The sequence below is a fragment of the Rhodococcus sp. FG69 genome (assembly GCF_057808915.1).
Genome location: NZ_JBMDIX010000013.1, coordinates 23532 through 49136, shown reverse-complemented (window position 1 = coordinate 49136; position 25605 = coordinate 23532). Strand labels below are relative to the sequence as shown.

The following is a 25605-nucleotide window of genomic DNA, read 5'->3' as shown; positions in this document are numbered from 1 at the left end:
GCGCTACTTCTTGACGGGCGGAGCGTTCAGCAGCGTGATGAACGGTCCCGCATTGCTGGCGATGGCACTGAGGCCGCCGATGGCGGTACCTGCGAGCGATGCGGTGGAACCGAGAAGCAAGGCACCGCCGATGCATCCTGCGACCGGTCCTGCACCGAACAGCAGCGCTGCCGGCGCGGAGACGACGCCGACGGCAATGGCCCCGAGAAGGCATCCACCGACGAGACCTGTTGCCGCACCGAGAAATCCACCGACCGAGGCGGACAGTCCGATGTTGTCCTTGGTTCCCGCGACCGCAGCCGGGAGGTCGACCTGCTGCAGTCCGGGAATCTGAGTCGAGGCCGGCGTCGCAGCTGCCGGTGACACGTCGGCGGTCAGAACAGCGTGATTGCCGTCGATGTCCGCTGCGACCGGGTGCGCGAGTCCATCGAAGGCGATGGACAGCGGAACCGAGTCCACCAATGCGCCGCCGGCGTCGCGGACGACCAGGTGATTGTTCTCGTTGCTGAGCGTTCCTGCGGACGTATCGACGATGACCTGGTCACCGGCGGCACTGACGTTCCACCCCACCGGCGCGGGGGCGGGAGCAGGGTCCGCGTACGAGGTCCCCATTGCAGTCGTCATGGCCGCGATCACCAATGCCGACGTTGCTGCGAATTTTCCGATCTTCATGTTCCCCGTCTTCCAGGTGTGTACGTGCGCGCACCCATCTGGGTGCGGCGCACAGCTAACGGGCCGGCGGGGACCGAAACCTGGCCGACCGGGGCACGTAACACGACTACAGGGTTAACAGTGGAACAGCTCTACTCCAAAGGGACAGAACGGAATTGACGATTCCCAAGGGTCGCTAATCGGTAACCGTCACCTTGCTATGGCAATCAACGCCCGAGGAACTTTGGCTTGCGTTTCTCTTTACGTGCGCGGCGCGCTTCCTTCATGTCCTCACTCGTCCACGCAGCACCGAACGCGGCCCACTGATCCGGCGTCGGTTCGTCGTGCGTGCCGTCGTCGTTGAACACGAGCTTGAGATGTCTCAACGCCAGGGGTGCGAGTTCGGTGATCGCTGACGCCCATTCCTGTGCGACGGCAAGATCACCGCGCTTGTTGGCGAGACCACTGACGAATGCGGCATCGGCGTCGACACGCTCGCCACCCATCAGAATGGTCCGGGCGACGCCCCCACCCGCGAGAGATGCCAGCCTCTTGATGGTCCAGTTGTTGACCGCGATACCGAGACGAGTCGACGGAATCTCGAAGAAGGCACCGTCGGCGACGACCCGCAGATCGCATGCGATGGCGAGTTGCGTCCCGCCACCTACCGCCGGGCCGTTGACAGCGGCAACGACGGGCACGGGCGCACCGTCGACCGCTCTGAGGAGCCTCTCCAGCGCCTCGGGGAACTCCTCGGGGAAACTGTCACCCTCCAGGTCGGCTCCTGCGCAGAAGCTCGAACCTTGACCGGTGATCACGATGACGCGCGCGTCGGATTCGACGGCTGTCTCCACTGCCTCGCGCAGCGCGACGCAGTGGGCGGTGTCGAGTGCATTGCGCCGCTCGGGACGCCTGAGTTCGAGGGTGACGACGTCGCCGTCACGAGTCTGTCCGATCATGGACACAGACGTTACTCATGGGTAGATGTGACCGATGCCCGCGGGCTGATGTACTGACCACCGTGATCGAAACAGATGTGGCCGTCATCGGTGCCGGACAAGCAGGACTGTCCGCCGGCTACCACCTCCGCCGAGCGGGTCTGGCAGCTGGATCCGGGTTCGTCATGCTCGATCGCTCCCCCGCAGCAGGTGGCGCCTGGCAGTACCGCTGGCCGTCATTGACACTGAGCACGGTCAACGGCGTCAACGACTTACCCGGTATGGAATTCGCGGACACATTGACGGGTGAGAATCCCGACGAAGTCACCGCGGCCGAGGCAGTTCCGCGGTACTACCAGGCCTACGAGGAAAAGTTCGACCTTCAGGTTCGACGGCCGGTGACCGTCACCGTCGTCTGCGATCGCGAACCGCGGTTTCGCGTCGAAGCCGGAGAACTCGTGGTGTCCGCCCGTGGCCTGATCAACGCAACCGGCACGTGGGAGAAGCCGTTCATCCCGTCGTATCCGGGCGCCGAGGCGTTCGGTGGTCGTCAGCTGCACACCAAGGACTACCGGACCGCCGACGAGTTCGCGGGCAAACACGTGGTCGTCGTCGGCGGGGGAATCTCGGCCGTGCAGTTGCTCGACGAAATCTCTCTCGTCACCTCGACGACGTGGGTGACACGTCGCAAACCCGAGTTCCGGGACGGCAACTTCGGCCCGGACGCCGGGCGCGCGGCTGTCGCGATGGTCGAAGAACGCGTGCGAGCCGGTCTTCCACCCGGATCGGTTGTCTCGGTGACGGGCCTGCTGCTGACCGAGCGACTGAAGGCCGCGCGTGATCGCGGTGTACTGGAACGACTCCCGATGTTCTCGGAGATCATTCCCGGCGGACTCCGCTGGGCGGACGGTACATCTCTGAAGGCAGATGTCATTCTGTGGGCCACCGGATTTCGCAGCGCGCTCGACCACCTCGCACCGCTGCGCCTTCGCGGCCACGGCGGCGGCATCGCCATGGACGGACGGCTCGCGACGCGCGTCGCCGCCGACCACCGAGTGCACCTCCTCGGCTACGGCCCGTCGGCCAGCACCATCGGCGCCAACCGCGCAGGACGCGCAGCGGTCGCGGAGCTGTTGACGACTCTCGACATCGAGTAACGGGGCCTCGCTACTCGAAAGCAGCTAGACGAGACCGCGAGTACCACGTAGAAATTTCCGGCGAATCGCCCACTTCTGCACTGAGTGTCAGATACGTTTCTTGTCATGTCCTCCACCTTGGACATCCTGCCGCGAGACGCATCGGCGACCGATGCGAAGCGTTTTGCGCTCGTACCGATTTCACTCGAATCGACCAAGGAAGTTCGATCATGGGAAAGCTCGACGGGAAAGTTGCATTCATCACCGGCGCCGCGCGCGGTCAGGGCCGCAGCCACGCGCTGAAGTTGGCACAGGAAGGCGCCGACATCATCGCGATCGACCTCTGCGCCCAGGTCGCCAGCGTGGGATATCCATTGGCTACCGCCGAGGATCTAGCCGAGACGGTCAAGCAGGTCGAAGCTCTCGACCGCCGCATCGTCGCGTCCACGGCCGATGTGCGAGACACCGCACAACTGAAGAAAGCAGTCGACGACGGTGTCGCCGAACTCGGCCGCCTCGACATCGTCCTGGCCAATGCCGGGATCGCGAGTTTCGCACCCATCGAAGACCTCACCGACGAGGCCTGGGACGACATGATCGACATCAACCTGACCGGTGTCTTCAAGACCGTTCGCGCTGCAGTGCCACACATCAAGTCCGGTGGCCGCGGTGGTGCGATAGTGCTGACCAGCTCGACCGCAGGAATCAAAGGCCTCGCCAACCTCGCGCACTACGTCGCCGCGAAACACGGTGTCGTCGGCCTGGTGAAGACACTCGCAAACGAGTTGGCACCGTTCGAGATTCGCGTCAACTCCGTGCACCCGACATCGGTCGACACCGACATGATCCACAACGCGCAGACCTATGCGACATTCATGCCGGACAATCCCGATCCGAAACGGGAAGATGCAGCCGAGGCGTTCAAGACCCTGAACGCGTTGCCGATCGAATGGGTCGAACCCGTCGACATCTCCAACGCGATCGCCTTCCTGGTCTCCGACGACGCCCGCTATATCACCGGCGTCCAGCTTCCCGTCGATGCGGGATCGGTGATCAAGTGACCGGCACACTCGACGGCAAGGTCGCGTTCATCACCGGTGCCGCGCGCAGCCAGGGACGCAGCCATGCACTTCGGCTCGCCAAGGAGGGCGCCGACATCATCGCAATCGACCTGTGCGGTCCCGTCGACACCATCGAAATGTATCCCGGTGCAACGGAATCCGACCTTGCAGAGACGGTGAAGCAGGTCGAGGACCTCGATCGCCGGATCGTCGCCACCAAGGCCGATGTCCGGGATTCTGCCGCCGTGAAGAAGGCCGTCGACGACGGAGTTGCCGAACTCGGTCGTCTCGACATCGTGCTCGGCAACGCCGGTGTATTCGACATCGCACCTGCTCTCGAGATCACCGACGAGGCCTGGCAGACCATGCTCGACGTCAACCTCACCGGCGTGTGGAACACGTGCCGAGCGGCGCTGCCCCACCTCATCGCCGGTGGACGGGGTGGTTCGATCGTGTTGACGAGTTCGACAGCGGGACTGAAGGGCACGCCGAACACCGTGCACTACACCGCAACCAAACACGGTGTCGTCGGCATCATGCGCACGCTGGCGAACGAGTTCGGCCAGCACAGCATTCGGGTCAACACTGTCCATCCCACCGGGGTTGACACGGTGATGATCCAGAACCCCAAGACGTGGGGATTGTTCCTTCCAGACGACCCGAACCCGAGCCGGGAGAAGGCCGAGGCGATCTTCGCCACGACCAATACTCTGCCGATTCCATGGGTCGAACCGATCGACATCTCCAACGCCATCGCGTTTCTGGTCTCCGACGAGGCCCGATACATCACCGGTGCGACACTTCCCGTCGACGCGGGATACACGATCAAATGACGGTCACTATGTCGATCGCCGAGGTGCGTCGCCGTATCGCGACGCACCTCGTCGGTCGTAGTCATGAACTAGACCTGCTCCTGGCGGCGGTCGCGGCCGGGCGGGACCTGCTGATCGAGGGCCCGCCCGGCACCAGCAAGAGCACCCTGCTCGGCGCGATCACAGCGGAATGGGGCATTCCCCTGTTGTTCGTCGAGGGCAATGCCGACCTCACCCCGGCGCGAATCGTCGGACACCACAATCCAGCTCGGGTACTGCGCGAGGACTACAGCGAGGACAACTTCGTTCCCGGCCCACTCGTCGAGGCGATGCGCACCGGCGGATTTCTCTACGTCGAGGAGTTCAACCGCGCACCCGAGGACACGCTGAACACCCTGCTGACTGCGATGGCCGAGCGGAGAATAGCCATTCCGCGCGTCGGAACCGTGCACGCATTGCCCACTTTCCGGGTCGTCGCGTCGATGAACCCCTACGACAATGTCGGCACAACACGACTGTCGACGAGCGTCCACGACCGTCTGTGCCGTCTCGCGATCGGCTATCAGGACGCCGAGTCCGAACGCGGAATCGTGGCACTGCGAACAGAATCCGACTCGATCAGGCTCATCGCCGATTCCGTCGCAATCACGCGCGCAACCCGTGAGCACGAGGACATCACTCAGGGCAGCAGTGTGCGAGGAGCGATCGACCTGACTCTCGTCGCGCAGCAGCTGGCGGACTTGCGTGAAGTTCCGATCCCCGAGGTGCCCGACATCGATCCACCGCGGAATCTCCCCGAGCCGTACCAGCAGGTGATGCTCGACGCGATCTACGTCGCATTGTCGGGGCGCATCCATGTCGACGAGACTGCCGACGCGACGCCGGAGGGCATTCTGTACACCATCTGGCAGGACCATTTTCTGCTGAAGCCGGCGGCCGCCGCACCGGGTTGAAGAGCAGTCGTCGCCGATTCTCCCGTACGCAAGCCCGGCTCGGGTTCCCCGGCCCGCACCCTGAAGCCGTTGCGCCGCAAGCCCAAACAACTCACCGAGTCGCCGTCTGTGTTCCGCCCGGGTGCAGGCGGTGTTGTCCTGATCGCCGACGGGCGAAGCAAAGCCGGCAGTGCATCGACGGACAACAACCCGTCGGCCCCGGGGTTCACCGACGAATCCGCGGAGGTCATCTCACTGCGCGAGGCTACCGAAGAGGAGTCGACGGCCGACGCGAAGACCCGCGCTCTGGCCCGAAAGATCGCCGCGAGGCTGGCGGTCCGACGCCCCCGCCGTGATCCTCGTGCACGACGAGGAGTCGGAGAGCTGACCTCGCTGCGGTATCGAGACGGTTCCGACGAACTCGACATGGACCGCACCATCGACGTTCTCGCTGCCGACCCGTTCCCCGAGGACGACGACATCATCGTGCGGGAGCGACTGCACACGGCACGGTCCATCGTTCTCGTCGTGGACATCTCGGGATCGATGAAGGGCGAGCGTGTTCGGACGGCCGCCGGGACGGTTGGTGCGCTGGCGGGCGAACTGAGCCACGACGATCTGGCCGTTGTCGCGTTCTGGTCCGACGCGGCAGTGCTGAGCCGCTTCGGTGATCCGATGACGCCGCTGGGGATCCTCGACACAGTGCTGAGCATTCCCGCTCGCGGTCTGACGAACGTACAGTTCGCCCTCGAGACCGCAGCGGGAATGCTGCGCATGGTGTCGTCGCCGGACAAGCGGGTTCTGCTGTTGTCGGACTGTGTGCACAACGCAGGTCCCGACCCTCGGTACGTCGCGGCCTCTATTCCTCGACTCGACATTCTGCTGGACACATCCGGCGAGAACGACGCCGATCTGGGCCGCGATCTCGCGCGTCTCGGCCACGGCCGTATCCGCGCGGTACGCACCTATCGTGACGTCGGACCTGCGCTGACGGCATTCTTCGACGGGTGACCGTGCACCCTCTGGTAGTCGGCTTCGAACTTCCTCCTGCCCAGCACCTTCCACGCGATGCGCGCCGGGAGTGGACTCTGCGCCAGGAAGTAGGCGCGCTGCCTGTCGGTGGCGCTCAGCAGAATGTAGCCGAGGAAGACCAGCATGCGATCCTTCGGGATCGACGCGTGCCCGATCTCGCCGACATGGGCCCACTCCGCCACCGTCAGATGCTTCTCGGCCAGAGGCAAGGCCACCGCTTCCTCGTCGTCGAGATGAGCGTTCAGCGCTGCCGACAGCGCCGTCAAGGTTACTGCCAGTTGCTCACCACGGTGCTCCCGCGCAGAGGTGCGAAACGCCGAGGCCTGGGCCAGGGCACGATCGATCAGCTCACCGATCCGCTCGTGCTGCTCCTCCATCGTCAGGATCGCCGAGGTGTCGCCCACCCTGTTCAGCAACAGTGGCCACAGGGCTTCGTCCTCGGCGACGTGGTGATGGTGGAGCGCGGTCGTCAGTTCGATGAGAAAGTCGACCAGAACGCCTGCTCGATCGGTATCGCCGTCGGGCACGGCGGTGATCAGCGACGGCATTGCCGCGAATCGGTCTCGGAAGCACTGGTGGATGATGACCATGTTGTCGGTGTCGGGCTGTGTAGTAGTCATGGTAGGTACCATCGCGCGGCGCACTAGTAGTTCACTTGGAGCCCACTAGCTGCTCTACGCTGTTCGCGTGCAGGTGACGGTGCTCGGCGAGACGAGTGCGGAGGGATCGACCGGGCAGATCAACCTCGGAGGCCCCCGGCAACGAGCCGTGCTCGCAATCCTGCTCATCGCGCGCGGAGACATCGTGTCCGTCGACAAGCTCACCGACGACCTGTGGAACGGAGAACCTCCTCCACGAGCGATCGGCGCGCTGCAGGCGTACATCTCCAACCTTCGTCGCGTCCTGGAACCCGATCGCGCCCCGCGGACCGCGTCCTCGATCCTGGTCAGCAAGGCACCGGGGTACGCGATCCGATTGCCGACCGAAGCCGTCGACGCCTGGCATTTCGAGAAATCGATCCGCGACGCCGATGGCAGAGAACCCGAGATCCGTCGACGCATTTTCGCCGATGCGCTCGCTCTGTGGCGCGGCGACGCGTACGCCGAGGTCGCCGGTGAGCCATGGGCGGAGGGAGAGATCGCACGCTTGAACGAACTGCGAACCATCGCCAGAGAACGTCTCGTCGCAGCAACGCTGGAATGCGGCGACGCTTCCGATGCTGCGCTCGACGCGGCGACCCTGACGCGCGACCATCCCTTACGCGAAGAGAGTTGGCGCTTGCTCGCGCTGGCGCTGTACTCCAGCGGTAGGCAAGCCGATGCCCTCGCCGCGCTACGACAGGCCCGCACGATCCTCGGCGATGAGCTCGGCCTCGATCCTGGCCCGGCCCTGATCGAGCTGGAAGCAGCGGTCCTGGCACACCGAGTGGTGACGCCTCGCACGGGTCGGTCCGTGGGCACTACCGTCGTCGAACCGCCTGCGCCCACGTCCGATAGTGAAACGTTCTTCGGTCGCGCCGACGAGCTTCGCCGGCTCATCGACCAGGCGTCGTCGATCGTTCTGGTTGCAGGCGAAGCAGGTTCAGGCAAGAGCGCGCTCCTCGCAGCCTCGAAAACGGCGCTCGACTCCGTCGGGTGGACATGCTTGCTCGGACGCTGTCCCGAGGCCGACGGAGCCCCACCAGCGTGGGCGTGGACTGAGATACTGCGCAGCGCCGCAGCCGAATTCGACGTCGGAGCCCATGCCGAGATGCTTGCACCCCTGCTCACGGACACCGCGGTGACACAGCAGGGCAATCGATTCCGTCTTCTTCGAGCCGTCGTCGATTATCTGACCGACGTCGCCGCTACCACTCGCGTCACGGTGATACTCGACGACCTGCACCGCGCGGACCCGGAGACTCTCGCTCTGCTCGTCGCTCTCGCGCGCTCATCCTCGGCGTCCCTGCGCATTCTCGGCGCATACCGTCCCGACGAACTCGGACCCGACCATGAGGCCACGCTGGCCGCATTGGCTCCGCTGTCACCGGTGCGGCTCCGACTCACAGGGCTGTCCGACGACGAGGCCACCGAACTCGTCCAGTCGGTGTCCGGTCTGACACCGGAACGAAGCACGATGGAAATCCTCACCGAGCGGACCGCCGGAAATCCGTTCTACCTCCGCGAAAGCGCGCTGCTGCTCAGCAGCGAGGGAGCCGTGGTCGCAACGTCCGAGGTGCCCGAGGGCGTGCGCGACGTACTTCGCCGACGCTTCGCCCGACTCCCCGAACTGACGATCTCCATGATGCGACTTGCGTCGGTGTTCGGGCGCCAGGCCGACCTCGAGGTCCTGCTGACCGCCGCGGAACTCGACGCCGACACCGCCCTGGACGCACTCGAATCCGGCGTCGTCGCCGGCCTGCTCGACGACTCGGATCCGACCAGGATTCGGTTCACGCACGTCCTCGTCCGCGACACGCTGTACTCCGATCTGACCCTGATGCGTCGCCGTCGGTGGCATGCCCAGATCGCCGGAGTACTCGAACAGCAATCACCACACGACTTTTCGGCTCTCGCACTGCATTGCGGACAGCTGCACGGCGACGCGCACTCGCGCAAAGCGCTCGACTACGCGGTCGCAGCTGCCGCCGAGGCCGACGATCGTTTCGCGCACGGATCGGCCGCACTGTTGTACTCCGACGCCCTCGCTGCCTGGGACCGGCTCGAGGACGGTTCCGTCGACGAGCAGGTCGAACTGCTGGCGAGAAAGATATCCGCCCAGGTTGCCGCCGGATCGAGTATCGGAGCGGCCGAGGCCCGTCGGCAAGCGGTGTCGATAGCCGAGCGCACCGGCCGCACCGATCTACTGATTCGTACACTCACCGCGGGAGAGCTGCCGACGACCTGGCTCAAACGTGAATACGGCATGTACGACGCCGATCTCGCCTCGTTGATCGAGCGAGCCCTCACGTTCGACGACATCGACGAGGACTCCCGATGCCGACTCCTGTGCGCGCTCGTCGACGAGATTCGCGGGGAAGCGGACGAGCGCGCGATGGAGGCGGCCGAGGAGGCGTACACGTTGGCGCGCACATTGCAGAGCCCGGAAGTGCTCGGACTGGCAACGAACGCACTGTGGAATCTGGTCGGTGCCGACCTCGATCCCGAGCGTCGAATGTCGTTGTCCCTGCAGCTCATCGAGCTGGGTACCACGCACGACATGCCGGTCTTCGCGATGATCGGACATCACGGGTCGTTTCTCGTCGACGCAGTCGAACGTCGATTCGACTCCATGCGTGAACATCTCGCCGAGGAGTTCGCGCTCGCCGAGCGGTACAGCTGGCAGCAGTCGCTCGCCACATGCCACCTGTCGCGCGGAATGTTGGCCCACGCTGCCGGCGACATCGATGCGGCACATCGCCACTTCGACGCGGGCGGTACCGCGTTGCGTTCGAGCGTCGCCGTCAACGCCGATGTCATCCATGCCCTTGCGTACGTCACGACGGCTGTCTCGACGGGGACCCTTGGGGCGTTCGAGCACGGTCTGCGCACGTTGTACTTGCAGTACCCGGCAGTCGCGGCGGATCTACTGGCGCTGGCCTTGGCCGACCTCGGCAGAGCCGGCGAGGCGCTCGAGGTTCGCCGGGCAGCAGGACCGATCCGGCACGACTTCTTCGAGTCTCTGTTCCTTGCCCTCCGAGGTATGGCCGTCCTCGAAACCGGCGAACTCGACGAGGCTGCTGCCGTCGCGCACTCGCTGTCCAGATTCACCGGCCAGCTCGCCGGCATGGCAACCGGAACCTACGTCGTCGGGCCCGTCGACACCGTTCTCGCCCGGCTCGCGGCCGCGCTCGGCGACACCGATCGTGCCGCCGACTACCAGGCTACGGCGCTGGAACTGGCCCGAGCGTGGGGTAATCCGCAGTGGATACTCGCGGCTACTAGAAAGCCACAAGAACGCTCCAAGTGACTGCGTCCACGCTGTGTTCACCACAGACGAAGGAGCATTCACATGAGGATCTTGCTCGGCAGACTCGGCGCAATTTGCGCCGATCACCCCTGGCGGACGCTGGGAGTATGGGTCGCGTTGTTCGCCGCGACGATCGGCACAGCGGTGGCATTCGGCGGTCAGATGCAGGACAACTACCACGTCGAGGGGCTCGACTCGATCGCCGGAAGCGAGCTGCTTGCCGACAGGTTTCCCGACCTCGCCGGGACCGATGCTCGGGTCGTGGTGCACGACGACGTGGCACTCGATCCGGGGGTTCTCACGAGCCTGCAGAGCAGACTGCAGGCGTTGGACGGTGTCGGCACGGTCTCGCCGGCGCGCATCTCCTCCGACGGCGAGACCGCGCTGATCTCGGTGCAGTACCGCATTCCGGTCACCGACTTTCAGGGCACCGACGGCATCGACGCACTGCGCTCTGCCACTGTTCCACTCGAGCGCGAGGGCATCCAGGTCGAACTGGGAGGACAGGTAGCGGAAAACATCAGCTCGCCCAGTGGTGCCGCTGAAGCCGTCGGAATCGTCGTAGCGCTGGTGATCTTGCTGCTGGCTTTCGGGTCCGTGGTCGCTGCGGGACTTCCCATTGCTGTGGCGATCATCGGCGTCGGCATCGGCTCCGGCATCGTGGCCGTCCTGGCGTCGTTCACTCAGATCAGCCCGATGGCTCCGACGATCGCCACGATGGTGGGCATCGGGGTCGGGATCGACTACGCGTTGCTTCTCGTCACCCGCTTCGCCGACGGCCTGCGATCCGGCATGACAACCAAACAGTCGGCTGTGCACGCCAATTCGACGGCAGGAGTGTCCGTAGTCTACGCGGGTACGACGGTCTTGCTGTGCCTGCTCGGACTCAGGTTGGCAGGTTTGCCGGTGTACGCGTCGATGGGTTACGCGACGCTCGCCGTCGTCGGCACGGTGATGCTGACGTCTGTCACCGTCGTTCCTGCGCTGTGCGCGTTGGCAGGGACGCGGTTGTTGCCGAGGACGCCGCGGCGCCGGGTCGGCCCGGCCCGTACGGAGAAGTGGGCTCGGATGGTATGCCGCAGGCCCGTGGTCTGGGCGCTGGCTGCATTGTTGCTTCTCGCCGCCCTGGCAGCGCCGGTTCTCGACATGCGTATGTGGCCGCAGAATGCAGGTACACAGCCGACGTCGAACACCACGCGGCTCGCGTACGACCTGATCGAGGGTGAATTCGGGCCGGGAGCGAACGGTCCCTTCATGGTGGCGGTCGATCTCTCCCAGGTCTCGACGAGCCGATTGGGCGCTCTGACAGAAGAACTCGCCCGGGATCCTGGAATCGCCCTCGTCGGTACACCGATCACCAATCCTGCCGGCGACACAGCGGTGGTGGTGTTCGAGCCCACGACCGGACCGAGTGACGAAGCGACAGTTGCGCTCCTGACGCATCTGCGACAAAACGTCTTACCGGAGGGCGCGATCGCTACCGGTGTGACCCCGATCTTCGCCGACATCACCGACCGAGTCGCCGAACGCATCTGGCTCGTCATCGCGTTCGTCGTCGCACTGTCGGTCGTGCTGTTGACGGTGGTGTTCCGATCGATCGTGGTGGCAATCAAGGCCGCGGCGATGAACCTGATGTCCGTCGCCGCAGCCTACGGCGTCATGGTCGCGGTGTTCCAATGGGGATGGGGCGCAGAACTACTCGGACTTCCCCATGCGGTTCCGGTGTCCAGCTGGGTACCGATCCTGATGTTCACCATTCTGTTCGGACTGTCCATGGACTACGAGGTGTTCCTGCTCTCGCGGATTCGCGAGCTGTGGCTGCAATCCGGCGACGCGCACTCCTCGGTGGTCGACGGCGTGGCGTCGACGGGCCGCGTGATCACCAGCGCCGCCGCGATCATGGTCGCCGTGTTCCTCGGATTCGCACTCGACGCCGACGTCACCATCAAGATGATGGGTGTCGGTCTTGCCACCGCGGTGTTCGTCGACGCGACGGTCGTCCGGATGGTGTTGGTCCCGTCGACGATGACGCTTCTGGGACAGTGGAATTGGTGGAATCCGTTCAGTCGCTCAGCTGGTCGACCACATACGTCGCCAGTGACCCCAGCCGAGCCCGTTTCGGCATCGAAGTAGGAACACCGAGAGCATCGAGTGGTGCCGATGTGACCGGCCCGACGCAGATTGCAGCGACGGGACCGCGCAGCGCAGTGAGGAATTCGTCGAGCAGACCGTTGTCCTTCGCCGTCGACAGCAGCGAGGCGACGGCGGGAGCGCTGGTGAATGTGACGGCGTCGACCTCGTGGTTCAAGATTTTGGCCAGCATGTCCACGAGTGGCCGTTGATCGACCGGCCGAATCCAGCGGTACACAGAGAGCGCTCGGACTTCGGCGCCGAGTCTGCGGAGAGACTCGGCGAGGTCGATGGTCGGCTCCCACTCGGTGATGGTGCCGTGCAACTGGACGGCCACGTCGACGCCGACGATACCTTCGGTCTCGAGATGATCCGCCACTTCCTGGGACTCCTCGGTGGTCGGCGACCACACCTCGCGGAGGCCGGCACCTCGGATCGCACCACGAGCTTTGGGGCCTCGCGCGATGATGCGCGAGGCCCGGAGTGCGTTCAAGAGTTCTGCGCGTAGATCCCAGGTGTCCGCGGCGTCGAGCCACCCCCGGAATCCAATGCCGGTACTGATGACGACCAGTTCCGGTGGCTCGGCAATGATGCGGTCGGTCTGCGCACGGAGTTCGGAATCGTCGACAAGGGGAAGCACGTGGATGGCTGCGACGTGAACCGTGTCGGCGCCGCGCCGCTCGAGCAGGGCCGCGAATTCGTCCGCTCGCCGCTCGGCGGTGAGCGCAATCGTCTTACCTGTGAGCGGTCCCATGCCCGAAAGCTTAGGCGGCTCCGCCGCCGGACCCTAGGCGGCTCCGCCGCAGGACCCTAGGCGGCTCCGCCGCAGTGGCACGAATAAGTGCACTGGCATGTACTTATCCGTGCCACTGGGGCGGAGCCCCAACGCTTAGCCGACCTAACTGCTGAACTTGTCCGGATCCGGGCCGGTACGGCCGTCCGGGGTGTCGAGCGCGTTGATCTGCTGGATCTCGTCGTTCGACAGTTCGAAACCGAACACGTCGAAATTGCTCGCGATCCGCTCCGGCGTGACCGATTTGGGGATCACGACGTTGCCGAGCTGGATGTGCCAGCGCAGGATGACCTGCGCGGGAGTGACTCCGTGTGCTTCGGCGATCGGAGCGAACGCCGGGTCGTCCAGAACCGTGCCGGAGCCGAGGGGGCTCCACGCCTCGGTCGCAATGCCCTGCGAGGTGTGGAACGCACGCAGTTCTTCCTGGATGAGGCGCGGATGCAGTTCGATCTGGTTGACGGCCGGGGTCTCGCCGACAGCGTCGATCAGCTTCTCCAGCGTCGGAACCGTGAAGTTCGATACGCCGATGGATCCAACGCGGCCGTCCGCCTTCAGCTTCTGGAATGCCTTGAAGGTGTCGATGTACTTGTCGCGGTCCAGCTGCTGCCAGTGAATGAGGTAGAGGTCGAGGTACTCGAGGCCGAGGCGTTCCATGCTGGCGTCGAACGCCTTCAGAGTCGAGTCGTAGCCCTGGTCGTCGTTCCACAGCTTGGTGGTGATGAACAGCTCGTCACGGGCGACGCCCGATTCCGCAATGGCCTTGCCGGTGCCCGCTTCGTTCTCGTAGACCTTCGCGGTATCGATGCTGCGGTAGCCGACCTTCAGCGCTTCCGCTACTGCGGCCTGCGCACCGTCGTCGGGAACCTGCCACACGCCGAAACCGAGCTGAGGGATCGCATGACCGTCGTTGAGCACGATGGTCGGGACAGTACTGGTCTCCGGTGAAAACGTCATATGAATGCCAACCGATGGCCGTCCGAGTCTGTTCCCGGCCGGTCTTGGATACTTCAGAGGTGACTGCGACGCTCCGAATCGACGACCTTGCTGCATTCCACGGCGATCGCACCCTGTTCTCCGGGCTCGACCTCACCGTCACCGAGGGCGACGTCATCGGCCTGGTGGGCGCCAACGGCGCAGGTAAATCCACATTGTTGACCCTGCTCGCAGGCGTCGGAACTGCCGATGCAGAGGGCACTGTCCACCTGAGTCCGCCCGACGCCACCGTCGGCTATCTCGCCCAGGAACCCGACCGGATCGACGGGGAAACCGTCGAGGAATTCGTCGGCCGACGAACCGGCGTCACAGCCTCCGAGCAGGCGATGAACGAGGCTGCCGAAGCGCTCGGCGCCGAAGACGGTGAGGATCGTTACACCCCTGCCCTGGAACGCTGGCTCGCGCTCGGCGGCGCCGATCTGAGCGAACGGACCGCGAAGGTGCTCACCGACCTCGGACTCGACGTCGATGGCGCCACACACATGACGGCACTGTCCGGTGGTCAGGCCGCACGCGCAGGACTCGCCGCCATTCTCCTCGCCCGGTACGACATTCTGCTGCTCGACGAACCCACCAACGATCTCGATCTCGCCGGTCTCGAGCAATTGGAGCGATTCGTTGTAGAGACGAGGGCCGCAATCGTCGTCGTCAGTCATGATCGTGAATTCCTCGCGCGAACCGTCACCGGCATCGTCGAGCTCGATCGCGCGCAGCACCGTATCGATGTGTACGACGGCAGTTACGAGTCGTACCTCGCCGAGCGCGAGATTGCCCGAACGCATGCGCGCGAGAAGTACGACGAGTTCGCCGATACCAAGTCATCCCTCGAATCCCGCGCCCAGATGCAGCGGAACTGGATGGAGTCCGGCGTGCGCAACGCACGTCGCAAAGCGACGGACAACGACAAGATCGGCCGCAAGACTCGCGCCGAGTCCACCGAGAAGCAAGCCGCCAAAGCCCGTCAGACACAACGTCGTATCGAACGTCTGGAGGTAGTCGAGGAGCCCCGCAAAGAGTGGGAGCTGCGCATGGAGATTGCTGCGGCACCGCGAAGCGGCACCGTCGTGTCGGTACTCAGCGGTGCAGTCGTCCGGCGTCAGGGTTTCACATTCGGTCCGGTGACGAACCAGATCGAATGGGGCGACAGGGTGTTGATCACGGGTGCGAACGGTTCAGGAAAGACCACCCTCCTCTCGGTGCTCTTGGGGAAACTCGCTCCCGACGAGGGGACCGCATCACTGGGGTCCGGAGTTGCCGTCGGTGAAATCGACCAGGCCCGTGAGCTTTTCACCGGAACGGAGACGGTCTCGGACGCCCTGAGCGCCGCCGTCCCCGAGTGGCCCGACGCCGATGTCCGCACGCTGCTCGCGAAGTTCGGCGTGCGGGGCGACGATGCGCTGCGGCCTGCTTCCTCGCTGTCTCCCGGTGAGCGGACCCGCGCAGCACTGGCACTACTGCAAGCCCGCGGGGTGAACCTGTTGGTTCTCGACGAGCCGACGAACCATCTCGATCTCCCTGCGATCGAACAGCTCGAACGCGCGATGGAGAACTTCGAGGGAACCCTGCTACTGGTCACCCACGACCGGCGCATGCTCGACACTGTCCGGGCAACCCGCCGTTGGATCATGCAGGACGGTCGCCTCACCGAGGAGTAGCGGGCGCTCCGCGCCAGTGGCATCGAAGCGCTCCGCGCCAGTGGCATCGAAGCGCTCCGCGCCAGTGGCATGGATGAGTGCACCCCTATGCACTCTTTCGTGCCACTGGGACGTAGCCACCGATTGACAGATCGTTGGGTTTATACAACACTTTGTTACATGAGCCCCGTAAAGCGTGGGAACACGCTCCCGATCTACAACCGGGTGGGAGTTCTGCGAGCCGAACGAAAGATGAGCCGAGCACAACTGGCAGAGCTCATCGAAGTGAACCCACAGACGGTGGGCGCCCTCGAACGGGGCGATCACTACCCGAGCCTCGACCTGGCGATGAGAATCTGCGACGTCTTCGACCTGCCCGTCGAGGCGGTGTTCTCCCGCACCGAACTCGGGCCACTGTCTGCCGAACTCTTCCGAAGGGCACCATGAACCTCCCTGATTCGACCATCCTTACCCGCTACCAGAGCTATCGCACCCGGCGATTCCTGGAGAACGACAGCAAGACTCGCCACTGGCTTCCGAAGTGGCGAACGCAGAAGCGCCGCCGTGCGCTGTCCGTCGCGGTGATCGCAACCCTCCTGATTCTTCTGACACTCTCCATTTCGTCGCTGTTCTGGAAGTGGGCACCGCTCCTGTGGGTACCCATGACAATCGTCTTCATCGTTGTGTGGACGATGCTGCAGACGGTGTCGGGCAGGCACAGCGATGCACCCGTAGGCGCACTCGACGAATGGGAAGTACAGCAGCGCAACGAAGCTCGCTCGATCGGTCTGACGATCACACAGGGCCTGGTCATGGTCGCGGTGTTCATCCTGATCGTCCTCGCGAGCGGTTACGACAACGAGCGCCTCGCGTATGCCGGTGGGACGTGGACCCTGATTGCACTGATGGCGGGTATCTGTTCCCCGGCAATCATTCTCGCCTGGATCACCCCTGACCCCGACCCTGAAGACACTCTGACCGAAAGGGCACCATGAGCACCCTCACGATCGATGGCATCTCGAAGAAGTACGGCGACAAGATCGCTCTCGAATCGGTGAAGTTCGATGTCCGCCCCGGCGAGCTGTTCGGATTCGTCGGCAGCAACGGCGCCGGCAAGACCACCACCATGCGCATCGTCCTCGGTGTTCTGTCCGCGGACTCCGGCCAGGTCCTGCTCGGCGGCAAGCCCGTGGACCTCGACGTTCGCCGCACCATCGGGTACATGCCGGAGGAACGCGGACTGTATCCCAAGATGAAGGTCGGGCCACAGCTCGCCTATATCGCCGAACTGCACGGACTTTCATCGACGCAGGCAAAGTCCGCTGTCTCGACCTGGACCGAGCGCCTCGGTATCGCCGAGCGACTGAACGACACCGTCGACGCACTGAGCCTCGGCAACCAGCAGCGGGTTCAATTGGCCGCAGCACTTGTGCATGATCCCGCTGTTCTCGTTCTCGACGAACCGTTCTCGGGCCTGGATCCGGTCGCGGTGGACGTCATGAGCGAGGTACTACGAGAGAAGGCGTCCTCCGGCGTACCGGTCATCTTCTCCAGTCACCAGCTGGACCTCGTTCAGCGCCTGTGCGATCGCGTCGGCATCATCGCAGCAGGTTCGATGAAGGCAGTGGGAACTGTCGACGAGCTTCGCGGCAGCGGAGACTCACAACTCGAAGTACACGCACCGGCTGCGGCTGCCGGGTGGGCCGACGGCATTCCCGGCGTCCGCGAAATCAGTCACCGCACCGACCGCACGATTCTGAGCATCGCACCGGGAACCGACGACCAGGCCATCCTTCGAGCTGCCCTGGCTACCGGACCGGTACACGAATTCTCCCTCCACAAGCCGTCACTGAGCGATCTGTTCCGAGAGGCCGTCGCATGAGCCAGCAAATGTCGTCCAGCCGCGCGATCGGTTTGATCGCCAAGCGCGAGTTCACAGTTCAGGTGATGAAGAAGAGCTTCATCATCAGCAACGTCATCATCCTCGCCGTCATCGTCGGTGGAATCATTGCGTTCTCCATATTCTCGGGTGCCGACGGCGAGGAGCGAGACGTCGTCGGAGTCGTCGGCGACCAATCCATCGCGTCCGTCCTGAGCGCGACCGGGGACGCCGTCGGCAATCCCGTCGAGGTGCGCGAGATCGGCGACGCGAACACCGCGCGCTCGGACGTCGAATCAGGTGACGTCGCAGTCGCTCTCGTCCCTGCGGGCTCGGGTTCCTACACGGCCATCACCGAATCCGAGCTCACCGGTGCACTGCGAGCCGTCGTCGAAGGAAGCGTCCAAGCCCAGGCAACCGACGCCGCCCTCGCTCAGCAGGGCGTCGACCGGGCAACCCTCGCATCGGACACGGCCAATGCGGTCGTGACCGTCGACGCGATCGACCCACCGGATCCCGAGGCGGGGCAACGCGTTGCACTGTCGTTGGCGGCAGTGTTCATCCTGTATGCCCAGATCATCGGCTTCGGAATGTACGTCGCGATGGGCGTCGTCGAGGAGAAGTCCTCGCGCGTCGTCGAACTGCTGCTCTCCACGGTGCGCCCCCTGCAATTGCTGTGGGGCAAGATCCTCGGTATCGGCGCAGTCGGCATTCTGCAACTCGCGGCGTACGGCGCAGCGGGTGTGGGCACCGGCCTCGCCACCGGTTTGTTGACCGTCACCGGAACGGCGATCAGCGTGTTCGCGGGCACACTCGGCTGGTTCGTGCTGGGCTTCGCCTTCTTTGCAGTCCTCTACGCCGCCGGCGGATCGATGGTCTCGCGACAGGAGGACGTCAACTCGACGACGATGCCGCTACTGATCCTGATCATGGCGATGTTCTTTGCGGCGTTCTACTCGGTGGGTGATCCCGAGAGCACACTCAGCAACGTGCTGAGCTGGATTCCGCCGTTCTCAGCCGTCATGATGCCGCTGCGGATAGCGGCCGGAGTCGCACCGCTCTATCAGATCGTGGGCACCGCGCTCATCATGGCAGCAACCACCGCAGCGCTCGCCGTCGTCGCAGCGAAGATCTACCAGCGGTCGATCCTGCGTATCGGCAAGACCGTCACGTGGAAAGAGGCGTTCGCTCGCTAAGCTACCTCCCATGACCACGCGAACGTCCGCCGCCGAGATACTCGATGCAGTTCTCGACGGCGGATCGTTCGCGTCGTGGGATCGCACCCCCCTCGACGTGTCCCCCAACCCCGAATACGCCGCGGACCTGGTACATGCGCGAGAGAAGAGTGGCGTCGACGAATCGGTGCTGACCGGGCAAGGCCTGGTCGACGGCAGACCGGTCGCGATCATCGCCTGCGAGTTCGCTTTTCTGGCGGGTTCGATCGGCGTCGCGGCCGCCGAACGCATCGTCACCGCCATCGAAAGGGCCACTGCCGAGGAACTTCCGCTCATCGCATCGCCCACGTCGGGCGGCACCAGGATGCAGGAAGGCACGCTCGCATTCGTCCAGATGGTCAAGATCGCCGGCGCCGTGACCCTTCACAAGCAGGCTGGATTGCCGTATCTGGTCTACCTCCGCAATCCGACGACCGGTGGGGTGTTCGCGTCGTGGGGATCGCTCGCCCACGTCACGTTCGCCGAACCGGGTGCGCTGATCGGGTTCCTCGGCCCCCGCGTCTACCAGGCGCTGTACGACAAACCGTTTCCGGACGGTGTGCAGACGGCAGAAAATCTATACCACCACGGCGTCATCGACGGCGTGGTCCCGGTCGGAAGCCTTCGTCACCTCATGGTGCGCGCACTACGGGTGGTCAGCGGCGATACCGAGACTCCGAGAAATCTCGAGCCTGCACCCGCCGTCACCGACATTCCGGACCGCTCTGCGTGGCATTCCGTGGAAGCCTCCCGACGCGCCGATCGGCCCGGCGTTCGTCAACTCCTCGAACATGCTGCCACCGAACAAGTTCCACTGAGTGGCACCGGCCAGGGCGAATCGGACACCACTATCCTGCTGTCACTGTGCAGATTTCGCGGGATCTCCTGCGTGGTGTTCGGCAACGACCGCAGCAGCCACAGCGTCACCGCGACGATGGGCCCGGGTGCTCTTCGCGAGGCACGCCGCGGAATGAAGCTGGCCGAGGAGCTCGGCATTCCACTGGTGCTTGTCATCGACACGTTCGGCGCTGCCCTGAGCAAGGAAGCCGAGGAGGGCGGCCTCGCACCCGAGATCGCCCGCTGCATCAGCGATCTCGTCACCGTCGACACTCCCACTGTCTCGGTCCTTCTCGGCCAGGGAACAGGCGGTGGCGCGCTCGCACTGCTACCGGCAGACCGAACTCTGTGTGCCCAGAATGCCTGGCTTGCCCCGCTGCCACCCGAGGGAGCGAGCGCCATCGTCCACCGCGATACCGCCCACGCCCCTCAGATGGCCGAGGCTCAGGGCATTCGATCGATAGACCTGTTGCGCGATGGGATCGTCGACGCGATCGTTCCCGAGTATCCCGATGCGGCCGAGGAACCAGTCGAGTTCTCGAAGCGGGTGGCCGGAGCCATTGCCCGCGAACTCGCTGGCGCCCAAAGTAATCCAAGAGGCGATCGCATCGCGAGGCGGATGGGCCGCTACCGGCATCTAGGTCTTCGGGATCACGGCTAGAACGTCGCCGGCACGCACGTCGGACGGCAATTCGATCTTCGTGTCACCGAGTGCGAAGAATTCCCGCGCCGCGACGGAGTGCCTACTGGCGATCTCGGCGTCCGCCGGGCATGCGCATTCACCGTCGATACGTACGACACCCGCGATCACCGATCGCACCCGAGTGACGAGGACACCGTCGAGCAGGCTCGGGGTGCCGTAGCAGTCGGCATGGTCCTCCACGGCCACGCCGTCGAGCATGATGCGGCCCAGGTGATACCCGGTCGACGACGGCCATACGGCAGGATCGAATCGAGGTCGGCACGCGGCCTTCAGTGAAGGCAGTAGTTCGAAGATGGTCACATCGAGAAGTGTCGTCAACGACGAACCGGCGCCGCCACACTCTTGACGACATCCTTACGCCGATAAGCAGGACAGGAACGCCGCGGTGACACAGCCGCAATACGAACGCAACTCTTCGCTCCTACTGTCCGTGGAATGATCGGCACCAGCACTGGCCTGAACATCTCCGGCCTCGGTAAGACCTTCAGCCTCGGCCGAAAATCGGTCGAGGCACTCACCGACGTCACCTTGGAGACGCCCGAGGGATCGTTTCTCTCCCTACTCGGCCCGTCGGGTTGCGGGAAGTCGACGGTTCTGCGCATCCTGGCCGGGCTCGACACCCCGACCACCGGGACCGCACTCGTCAACGGCCAGTCCCCCGCCGAACTGCGCACCCGCCACGAACTGGGCATCGCATTCCAGGACTCGGCGCTGCTTCCGTGGCGCAGCGTCGTCTCGAACATCACGCTGCCGTTGCAGGTCGCCGGGCTCCCGTCGGATCCCGAGCTCATCGCCGACCTCGTCAAGCTCGTCGGACTCGAAGGATTCGAGAAGGCCAAGCCCGCGCAGCTGTCGGGCGGTATGCGTCAGCGTGTGTCGATCGCGCGGTCGCTCGTGGTCAAGCCGAGCGTTCTTCTCCTCGACGAACCCTTCGGCGCACTCGACGACATGACCCGCCAGCGGCTCAACCTCGAACTCCTGCGCATCTGGACCGAAAAACCGGCCACGACACTGATGGTCACCCACGGTATCGCCGAGGCGGTGTTCCTGTCCGACGTCGTGGCCGTCATGACCCCGCGTCCGGGCCGTGTCCTCGAGGTCGTATCCATCGACCTGCCGCGACCGAGAACCCCGGAGATGATGCGTACTCCAGAGTTCCACAAGCTGCACGACTATCTGTCCGGCCTGCTGTTCGGCAGGGCAGGCGTCGCATGACGCTCGCAGATATCGAGAAGGTCACCCAAGCTCAGACCGAATCATCCACGCGCCGAGCCTCTCTCGGCCGGCCGAAGTGGCTCGGGGGCGCGATCGGCATCATCGGACTCGTGCTCGCGTGGTGGCTACTCGCCGCGCTCGGCGTCGCCGGCGGCACGATCCCGAGCCCGTGGACCGTGCTGGCAACGATGTTCGACGACGGATGGGCGCTGTACGGCCCGAACTTCTCGATCACCGCCGCCGGTGCCCTGCAGGGTTTCGTCTGGGGGAATCTGCTGGCGATCGCGCTCGCGGTCCTGGTCGTTCTGGTTCCGCCCGTCGAATCGCTGGCGACTCAGCTCGCAATCCTCAGCTACTGCACACCCCTGCTTGCATTGGGCCCGATCATTCTCGTCGTATTCGGCGGACGCACACCCACGATCTTCCTGGCCGCGATGTACTGCTTTTTCACGACCATGGTCGGCACCCTCACCGGCCTCCGCTCGGCCGACGTGGCGAGCCTCGATCTCGTGGCCGCATACGGCGGCGGGCGGTGGCAGAAGTTCCGGCGTGTGCAGTCGATCGCAGCGTTGCCGTCCATGTTCGCCGCACTGAAAATCGCTGCACCGTCCGCCGTCCTCGGCGCGATTCTGGGTGAGTACCTCGGCGGCGTCGACAGCGGAATCGGCGTCGCGCTCACCGCGGCGCAGACGTCGTACAACGTTCCCCGAACGTGGGGCATGGCTTTGGCCGCAGCACTTCTCGCCGGGCTCGGATACGCCATCGTCGCGATCATCGCCCGATTCGTTACCCCGTGGACCTCCGGGAAGACAGCATGACGCTCGCTCGCGGAATGTTCAGCTTCCTTGCCCCGATCGGCATCGCCTTCGCTCTCCTGCTGGTCATCTGGGTCGTCTTCCTCGAAGCGTTCCCTCAGGTGGGACCGCGCGTCGGCCAAACTCCGGCTGCGGTGTGGACGTACCTGTTCGGCGGCGAGAAGTCCGCCGCGAATCGCGAAACCATCTTCTCGAACCTCGAAATAACCTTGCGCGACGCCGGAGTCGGCTTCCTCGTCGGCATGGGCGCCGCGTTGATCGTCGCGTCGATCTTCGTGGTCTCGAGAGCCGTCGAGCAGACGTTCATGCCGGTTGCGATGCTACTTCGGTCCGTGCCGTTGGTGGCGCTGACTCCGATCATCGTGCTGATCTTCGGGCGTGGGATCGTCGGCGTGACGGTCATGGTCGCCATCGTCGTGTTCTTCCCTGCCCTCGTCATGATCATGGTCGGGCTCCGTGAAGCGCCAACGGGTGCACAGGATTTGATTGCGGCGTACGGCGGAAACCGGTGGATGGCACTGCGCATGGTCGCAGTTCCGTCGGCCTTGCCTGCGGTGTTCGCCGCAGCACGCATCTCCGTTCCCGGTGCGCTGATCGGCGCCCTCATCGGCGAATGGCTGGGCAGCGGGCAGGGTCTCGGCTCGTCGATGATCAAGGCAATCCCCCGATACCAGTACAACGAACTCTGGGCGTCGATCGTCGTCATCACCGTGGTGTCGATCGTGCTCTACGCGATCGTCGGCGTGCTGGAGAACTTTGCGCTGCAACGGATGAAATGAGTTGTTTACAGTAGGGCGCTTGCGAGCAATTCGATCGAAACGGAGGACACCTACAGTTCCGATTCATGAACCTTTCCTCACAGTTCGACCGACGGTCGCTGCTTCGCTACGGCGGCATGGCTTCTCTGGCCATCGGCGGCGCAACCGTCCTCGCAGCATGCAGCAGCGATTCGTCGTCGAGCGGTGGATCGACGGACGATGGCTCGCAGTACGGAACCGTCGCGATGCAGCTGTCGTGGATCAAGAACATCGAGTTCGCCGGTGAGTACTTCGCGACCGAGAAGGGGTACTACGCCGACGCCGGTTTCGGCAGCGTCGACCTCATCGCTGGTGGCGCGGCCGGCACCGGCGTCGAAGCAGGATTGGACACCGGAAAGGTGTGGATCGGAACGTCTGCCCCGCAGCTGACGGCTCCTGCAGTACTCGGCGGGCTGGAGGCCAAGATCGTTGCAGCCACGTTCCAGAAGAACCCGTTCTGCATCGTCTCGTCCGCTGCGTCACCGATCAATTCGCCGCAGGACATGGTCGGCAAGCGCATCGGGGTACAGGATTCGAACCAGCTGGTGTTCGCGGCATTGTTGGCGGCCAACGGGCTCGAGGAGAGCCAGATGACGATCGTCCCGGCTCAGTTCGACCCGAGCCCGCTGGCCAACGGCGAGGTCGACGGCTGGGTCAGCTACGTGACGAACGAGCCGATCACGCTCGCTGCCAAAGGTTTCGAGAACGCGAATTTCCTGTTCGCGGATTACAACCTCCCTCTCGTCGCGGAGACGCTGACCGTCCTGCAGTCGACCATCGACAACGAACGCGACAAGCTCAAGGCGTTCCTGAAGGCCGAGATTCAGGGCTGGCGCGACGCCGTTGCCGATCCACGCGAGTCTGCACGTCTGGCGGTCGAGGTGTTCGGCAAGGACCAGAACCTCGAACTCGAGGAGCAGGTCCTCGAAGCGACGGCGCAGAACGATCTGGTTGTGTCCGCCGACACCGAGGCGAACGGCCTGTTCACGATGACGCAGGCACTCATCGACGAGAACATCGCCGCCCTCGCAACAGCGGGTATCGAGATCACCGCGGACGAGCTGTTCGACATGTCCGTGCTCGCGGAGGTCTACGAGGAGAATCCGGACCTGAAGTAGCGCAGGGTTGCACACTATCGTCACCAATCGGTGATTTCCCGTCGATTCGCGACGATAGTGTGCAGTCAGATCCGAGGAAGCGTCCGCGACGACGAATCGATCGACTTCCGACGCCGACGCACGACGGTGATGATCTCCTCGACCACCCGATCGAGGTCGGCATGGACCGTTGCCGCAGAGTACCGCAGCACCAACCATCCTTCGAGGACGAGCTGGTTCTGGCGTCGGCGATCGCTATCGAACGTCGCCGGATCGCTATGGAACATGCGACCGTCGATCTCCACGATGACACGCGCACGAAAGTCGACCAGGTCGCCATAGAACTGGCCGACTCTCGCGTTGAGTTCCAGGTAGAAGTTGCGGGCAGTCAGCGCTCTCGCCACGATCCGCTCAGGTTCGGAACGAGTCCCCGGGCAGCAGCGTCGTAGTTGTTCCCGGAGTGCTTTCATCCCGTTCATCCCGCTCGCCACCTCAGAGACGCCAGCAACCCTGCGCCAGGGGATCTGGTTGTCGATGGACGCGTCGAAGAACCGCTCCAACTCCGGTTTCGGCAAGATCGCAGCGACGTCGACGAAAGCTTGCTCGATGGTCACGACACGAAGTCCGCGGAAGGTCGTGATCGTCGGCAGCGTGCGTCGATAGAGCCGAATCCACTGCGGACAACGAGCCGACCCCGACGGATCGATTGTTGCGTCCACCCGATCCGGCTCGTGCTCCACGAGTCCCCATAGCCACGCCGCCGTCAGGTGACTGATCACCGCATCCGACTTCCAGAGGGTGACAGCCGTGCACAGGTCTACGAAGTCGGGTTTGTCGGTCGCATAGACCTGAGGAAGCACCCTGGTCAGCGTCCCGGACTTCGCCCGACGAGCGATCGCACCGCGGCTCATTCCCGACTCCACCAGCTGCGCGGCTGTTCGTACCCCCATGCGAACACCGTTGCCGATGGAGACCTCGGGCGGTAGGG

General features: G+C 64.4%; 24 protein-coding genes. 17 read left to right on the top strand and 7 right to left on the bottom strand.

Annotation, left to right across the window (positions count from 1 at the left end):
• Positions 1 to 3: 3 nt before the first annotated feature.
• Positions 4 to 672: a DUF8020 domain-containing protein gene (locus ACODSO_RS12455; protein WP_489037212.1), complete on the bottom strand. Its 669-nt coding sequence runs from the start codon at positions 670 to 672 to the stop codon at positions 4 to 6.
• Positions 673 to 878: 206 nt separating this feature from the next.
• Positions 879 to 1610 carry an enoyl-CoA hydratase gene (locus tag ACODSO_RS12450; protein ID WP_489037211.1) on the bottom strand — a complete coding sequence of 244 codons (732 nt, stop codon included), beginning with the start codon at positions 1608 to 1610 and terminating at the stop codon, positions 879 to 881.
• A gap of 17 nt (positions 1611 to 1627) precedes the next feature.
• On the opposite strand from ACODSO_RS12450, the gene ACODSO_RS12445 reads away from it, so the two are divergent.
• From ACODSO_RS12445 to ACODSO_RS12425, 5 genes are all read left to right on the top strand, one after another.
• Positions 1628 to 2746: an NAD(P)-binding domain-containing protein gene (locus ACODSO_RS12445; protein ID WP_489037210.1), complete on the top strand. Its 1119-nt coding sequence runs from the start codon at positions 1628 to 1630 to the stop codon at positions 2744 to 2746.
• Positions 2747 to 2955: 209 nt separating this feature from the next.
• The gene (locus ACODSO_RS12440; protein WP_068377617.1) at positions 2956 to 3786 is read left to right on the top strand and encodes a mycofactocin-coupled SDR family oxidoreductase; all 831 of its coding nucleotides are present in this window, start codon (positions 2956 to 2958) and stop codon (positions 3784 to 3786) included.
• The gene (locus ACODSO_RS12435; protein ID WP_489037209.1) at positions 3783 to 4619 is read left to right on the top strand and encodes a mycofactocin-coupled SDR family oxidoreductase; all 837 of its coding nucleotides are present in this window, start codon (positions 3783 to 3785) and stop codon (positions 4617 to 4619) included. The genes ACODSO_RS12440 and ACODSO_RS12435 overlap by 4 nt, the downstream gene beginning before the upstream one ends.
• Positions 4616 to 5551 carry an AAA family ATPase gene (locus ACODSO_RS12430; protein WP_489037208.1) on the top strand — a complete coding sequence of 312 codons (936 nt, stop codon included), beginning with the start codon at positions 4616 to 4618 and terminating at the stop codon, positions 5549 to 5551. The genes ACODSO_RS12435 and ACODSO_RS12430 overlap by 4 nt, the downstream gene beginning before the upstream one ends.
• A 69-nt stretch (positions 5552 to 5620) precedes the next feature.
• A complete protein-coding gene (locus tag ACODSO_RS12425; protein ID WP_489037207.1) occupies positions 5621 to 6541 on the top strand; it encodes a vWA domain-containing protein in 921 nt (306 codons plus the stop codon).
• Here the strand turns inward: ACODSO_RS12425 and ACODSO_RS12420 are convergent.
• Positions 6496 to 7182 carry a hemerythrin domain-containing protein gene (locus ACODSO_RS12420; protein ID WP_489037206.1) on the bottom strand — a complete coding sequence of 229 codons (687 nt, stop codon included), beginning with the start codon at positions 7180 to 7182 and terminating at the stop codon, positions 6496 to 6498. The two genes, ACODSO_RS12425 and ACODSO_RS12420, sit on opposite strands and share 46 nt — an antisense overlap.
• Positions 7183 to 7249: 67 nt before the next feature.
• Between ACODSO_RS12420 and ACODSO_RS12415 the strand changes: the two genes are divergently transcribed.
• Positions 7250 to 10510 carry an ATP-binding protein gene (locus ACODSO_RS12415; protein ID WP_489037205.1) on the top strand — a complete coding sequence of 1087 codons (3261 nt, stop codon included), beginning with the start codon at positions 7250 to 7252 and terminating at the stop codon, positions 10508 to 10510.
• A 42-nt stretch (positions 10511 to 10552) separates the two neighbouring features.
• Positions 10553 to 12643, top strand: a complete 2091-nt coding sequence (locus ACODSO_RS12410) for an MMPL family transporter (RefSeq protein ID WP_489037204.1) — start codon at positions 10553 to 10555, stop codon at positions 12641 to 12643.
• Here the strand turns inward: ACODSO_RS12410 and ACODSO_RS12405 are convergent.
• Together ACODSO_RS12405 and ACODSO_RS12400 are read right to left on the bottom strand one after the other, a co-directional pair.
• Positions 12573 to 13394 (bottom strand): uroporphyrinogen-III synthase, encoded by an 822-nt coding sequence (locus ACODSO_RS12405; protein ID WP_489037203.1) that lies wholly within the window; start codon positions 13392 to 13394, stop codon positions 12573 to 12575. The genes ACODSO_RS12410 and ACODSO_RS12405 overlap by 71 nt on opposite strands.
• Before the next feature lie 144 nt (positions 13395 to 13538).
• The gene (locus ACODSO_RS12400) at positions 13539 to 14387 is read right to left on the bottom strand and encodes an aldo/keto reductase (protein WP_489037202.1); all 849 of its coding nucleotides are present in this window, start codon (positions 14385 to 14387) and stop codon (positions 13539 to 13541) included.
• Positions 14388 to 14446: 59 nt separating this feature from the next.
• On the opposite strand from ACODSO_RS12400, the gene ACODSO_RS12395 reads away from it, so the two are divergent.
• From ACODSO_RS12395 to ACODSO_RS12370, 6 genes are all read left to right on the top strand, one after another.
• The gene (locus ACODSO_RS12395) at positions 14447 to 16081 is read left to right on the top strand and encodes an ABC-F family ATP-binding cassette domain-containing protein (protein ID WP_489037201.1); all 1635 of its coding nucleotides are present in this window, start codon (positions 14447 to 14449) and stop codon (positions 16079 to 16081) included.
• Positions 16082 to 16240: 159 nt separating this feature from the next.
• The gene (locus tag ACODSO_RS12390) at positions 16241 to 16507 is read left to right on the top strand and encodes a helix-turn-helix transcriptional regulator (RefSeq protein WP_068377637.1); all 267 of its coding nucleotides are present in this window, start codon (positions 16241 to 16243) and stop codon (positions 16505 to 16507) included.
• The gene (locus ACODSO_RS12385; RefSeq protein ID WP_489037200.1) at positions 16504 to 17055 is read left to right on the top strand and encodes a hypothetical protein; all 552 of its coding nucleotides are present in this window, start codon (positions 16504 to 16506) and stop codon (positions 17053 to 17055) included. The genes ACODSO_RS12390 and ACODSO_RS12385 overlap by 4 nt, the downstream gene beginning before the upstream one ends.
• Complete coding sequence (locus ACODSO_RS12380) at positions 17052 to 17942, top strand: ABC transporter ATP-binding protein (RefSeq protein ID WP_489037199.1); 891 nt, start codon at positions 17052 to 17054, stop codon at positions 17940 to 17942. The genes ACODSO_RS12385 and ACODSO_RS12380 overlap by 4 nt, the downstream gene beginning before the upstream one ends.
• Positions 17939 to 19135: an ABC transporter permease gene (locus tag ACODSO_RS12375; RefSeq protein ID WP_489037198.1), complete on the top strand. Its 1197-nt coding sequence runs from the start codon at positions 17939 to 17941 to the stop codon at positions 19133 to 19135. The genes ACODSO_RS12380 and ACODSO_RS12375 overlap by 4 nt, the downstream gene beginning before the upstream one ends.
• A 10-nt stretch (positions 19136 to 19145) precedes the next feature.
• On the top strand, positions 19146 to 20651 hold the full coding sequence (locus tag ACODSO_RS12370; RefSeq protein ID WP_489037197.1) for a carboxyl transferase domain-containing protein: 1506 nt from the start codon (positions 19146 to 19148) through the stop codon (positions 20649 to 20651).
• On the opposite strand, the gene ACODSO_RS12365 is transcribed toward ACODSO_RS12370, so the two are convergent.
• The gene (locus ACODSO_RS12365; protein ID WP_489037196.1) at positions 20628 to 20993 is read right to left on the bottom strand and encodes a hypothetical protein; all 366 of its coding nucleotides are present in this window, start codon (positions 20991 to 20993) and stop codon (positions 20628 to 20630) included. The two genes, ACODSO_RS12370 and ACODSO_RS12365, sit on opposite strands and share 24 nt — an antisense overlap.
• Positions 20994 to 21128: 135 nt before the next feature.
• Here ACODSO_RS12365 and ACODSO_RS12360 point away from each other — a divergent pair, with 135 nt between their 5' ends.
• The 4 genes from ACODSO_RS12360 (at position 21129) to ACODSO_RS12345 (ending at position 24638) form a co-directional block, all read left to right on the top strand.
• Entirely contained in the window at positions 21129 to 21908 is a 780-nt protein-coding gene (locus ACODSO_RS12360) for an ABC transporter ATP-binding protein (protein WP_068377654.1), read from the top strand.
• Entirely contained in the window at positions 21905 to 22726 is an 822-nt protein-coding gene (locus ACODSO_RS12355; protein ID WP_489037195.1) for an ABC transporter permease, read from the top strand. The genes ACODSO_RS12360 and ACODSO_RS12355 overlap by 4 nt, the downstream gene beginning before the upstream one ends.
• The gene (locus tag ACODSO_RS12350; protein ID WP_489037194.1) at positions 22723 to 23502 is read left to right on the top strand and encodes an ABC transporter permease; all 780 of its coding nucleotides are present in this window, start codon (positions 22723 to 22725) and stop codon (positions 23500 to 23502) included. Before ACODSO_RS12355 ends, ACODSO_RS12350 begins: the two co-directional genes overlap by 4 nt.
• Positions 23503 to 23567: 65 nt before the next feature.
• Complete coding sequence (locus ACODSO_RS12345) at positions 23568 to 24638, top strand: ABC transporter substrate-binding protein (RefSeq protein WP_489037193.1); 1071 nt, start codon at positions 23568 to 23570, stop codon at positions 24636 to 24638.
• Between the two features lie 65 nt (positions 24639 to 24703).
• Here the strand turns inward: ACODSO_RS12345 and ACODSO_RS12340 are convergent, their stop codons facing one another.
• The gene (locus ACODSO_RS12340; protein WP_489037192.1) at positions 24704 to 25567 is read right to left on the bottom strand and encodes a DUF559 domain-containing protein; all 864 of its coding nucleotides are present in this window, start codon (positions 25565 to 25567) and stop codon (positions 24704 to 24706) included.
• Positions 25568 to 25605 lie beyond the last annotated feature (38 nt).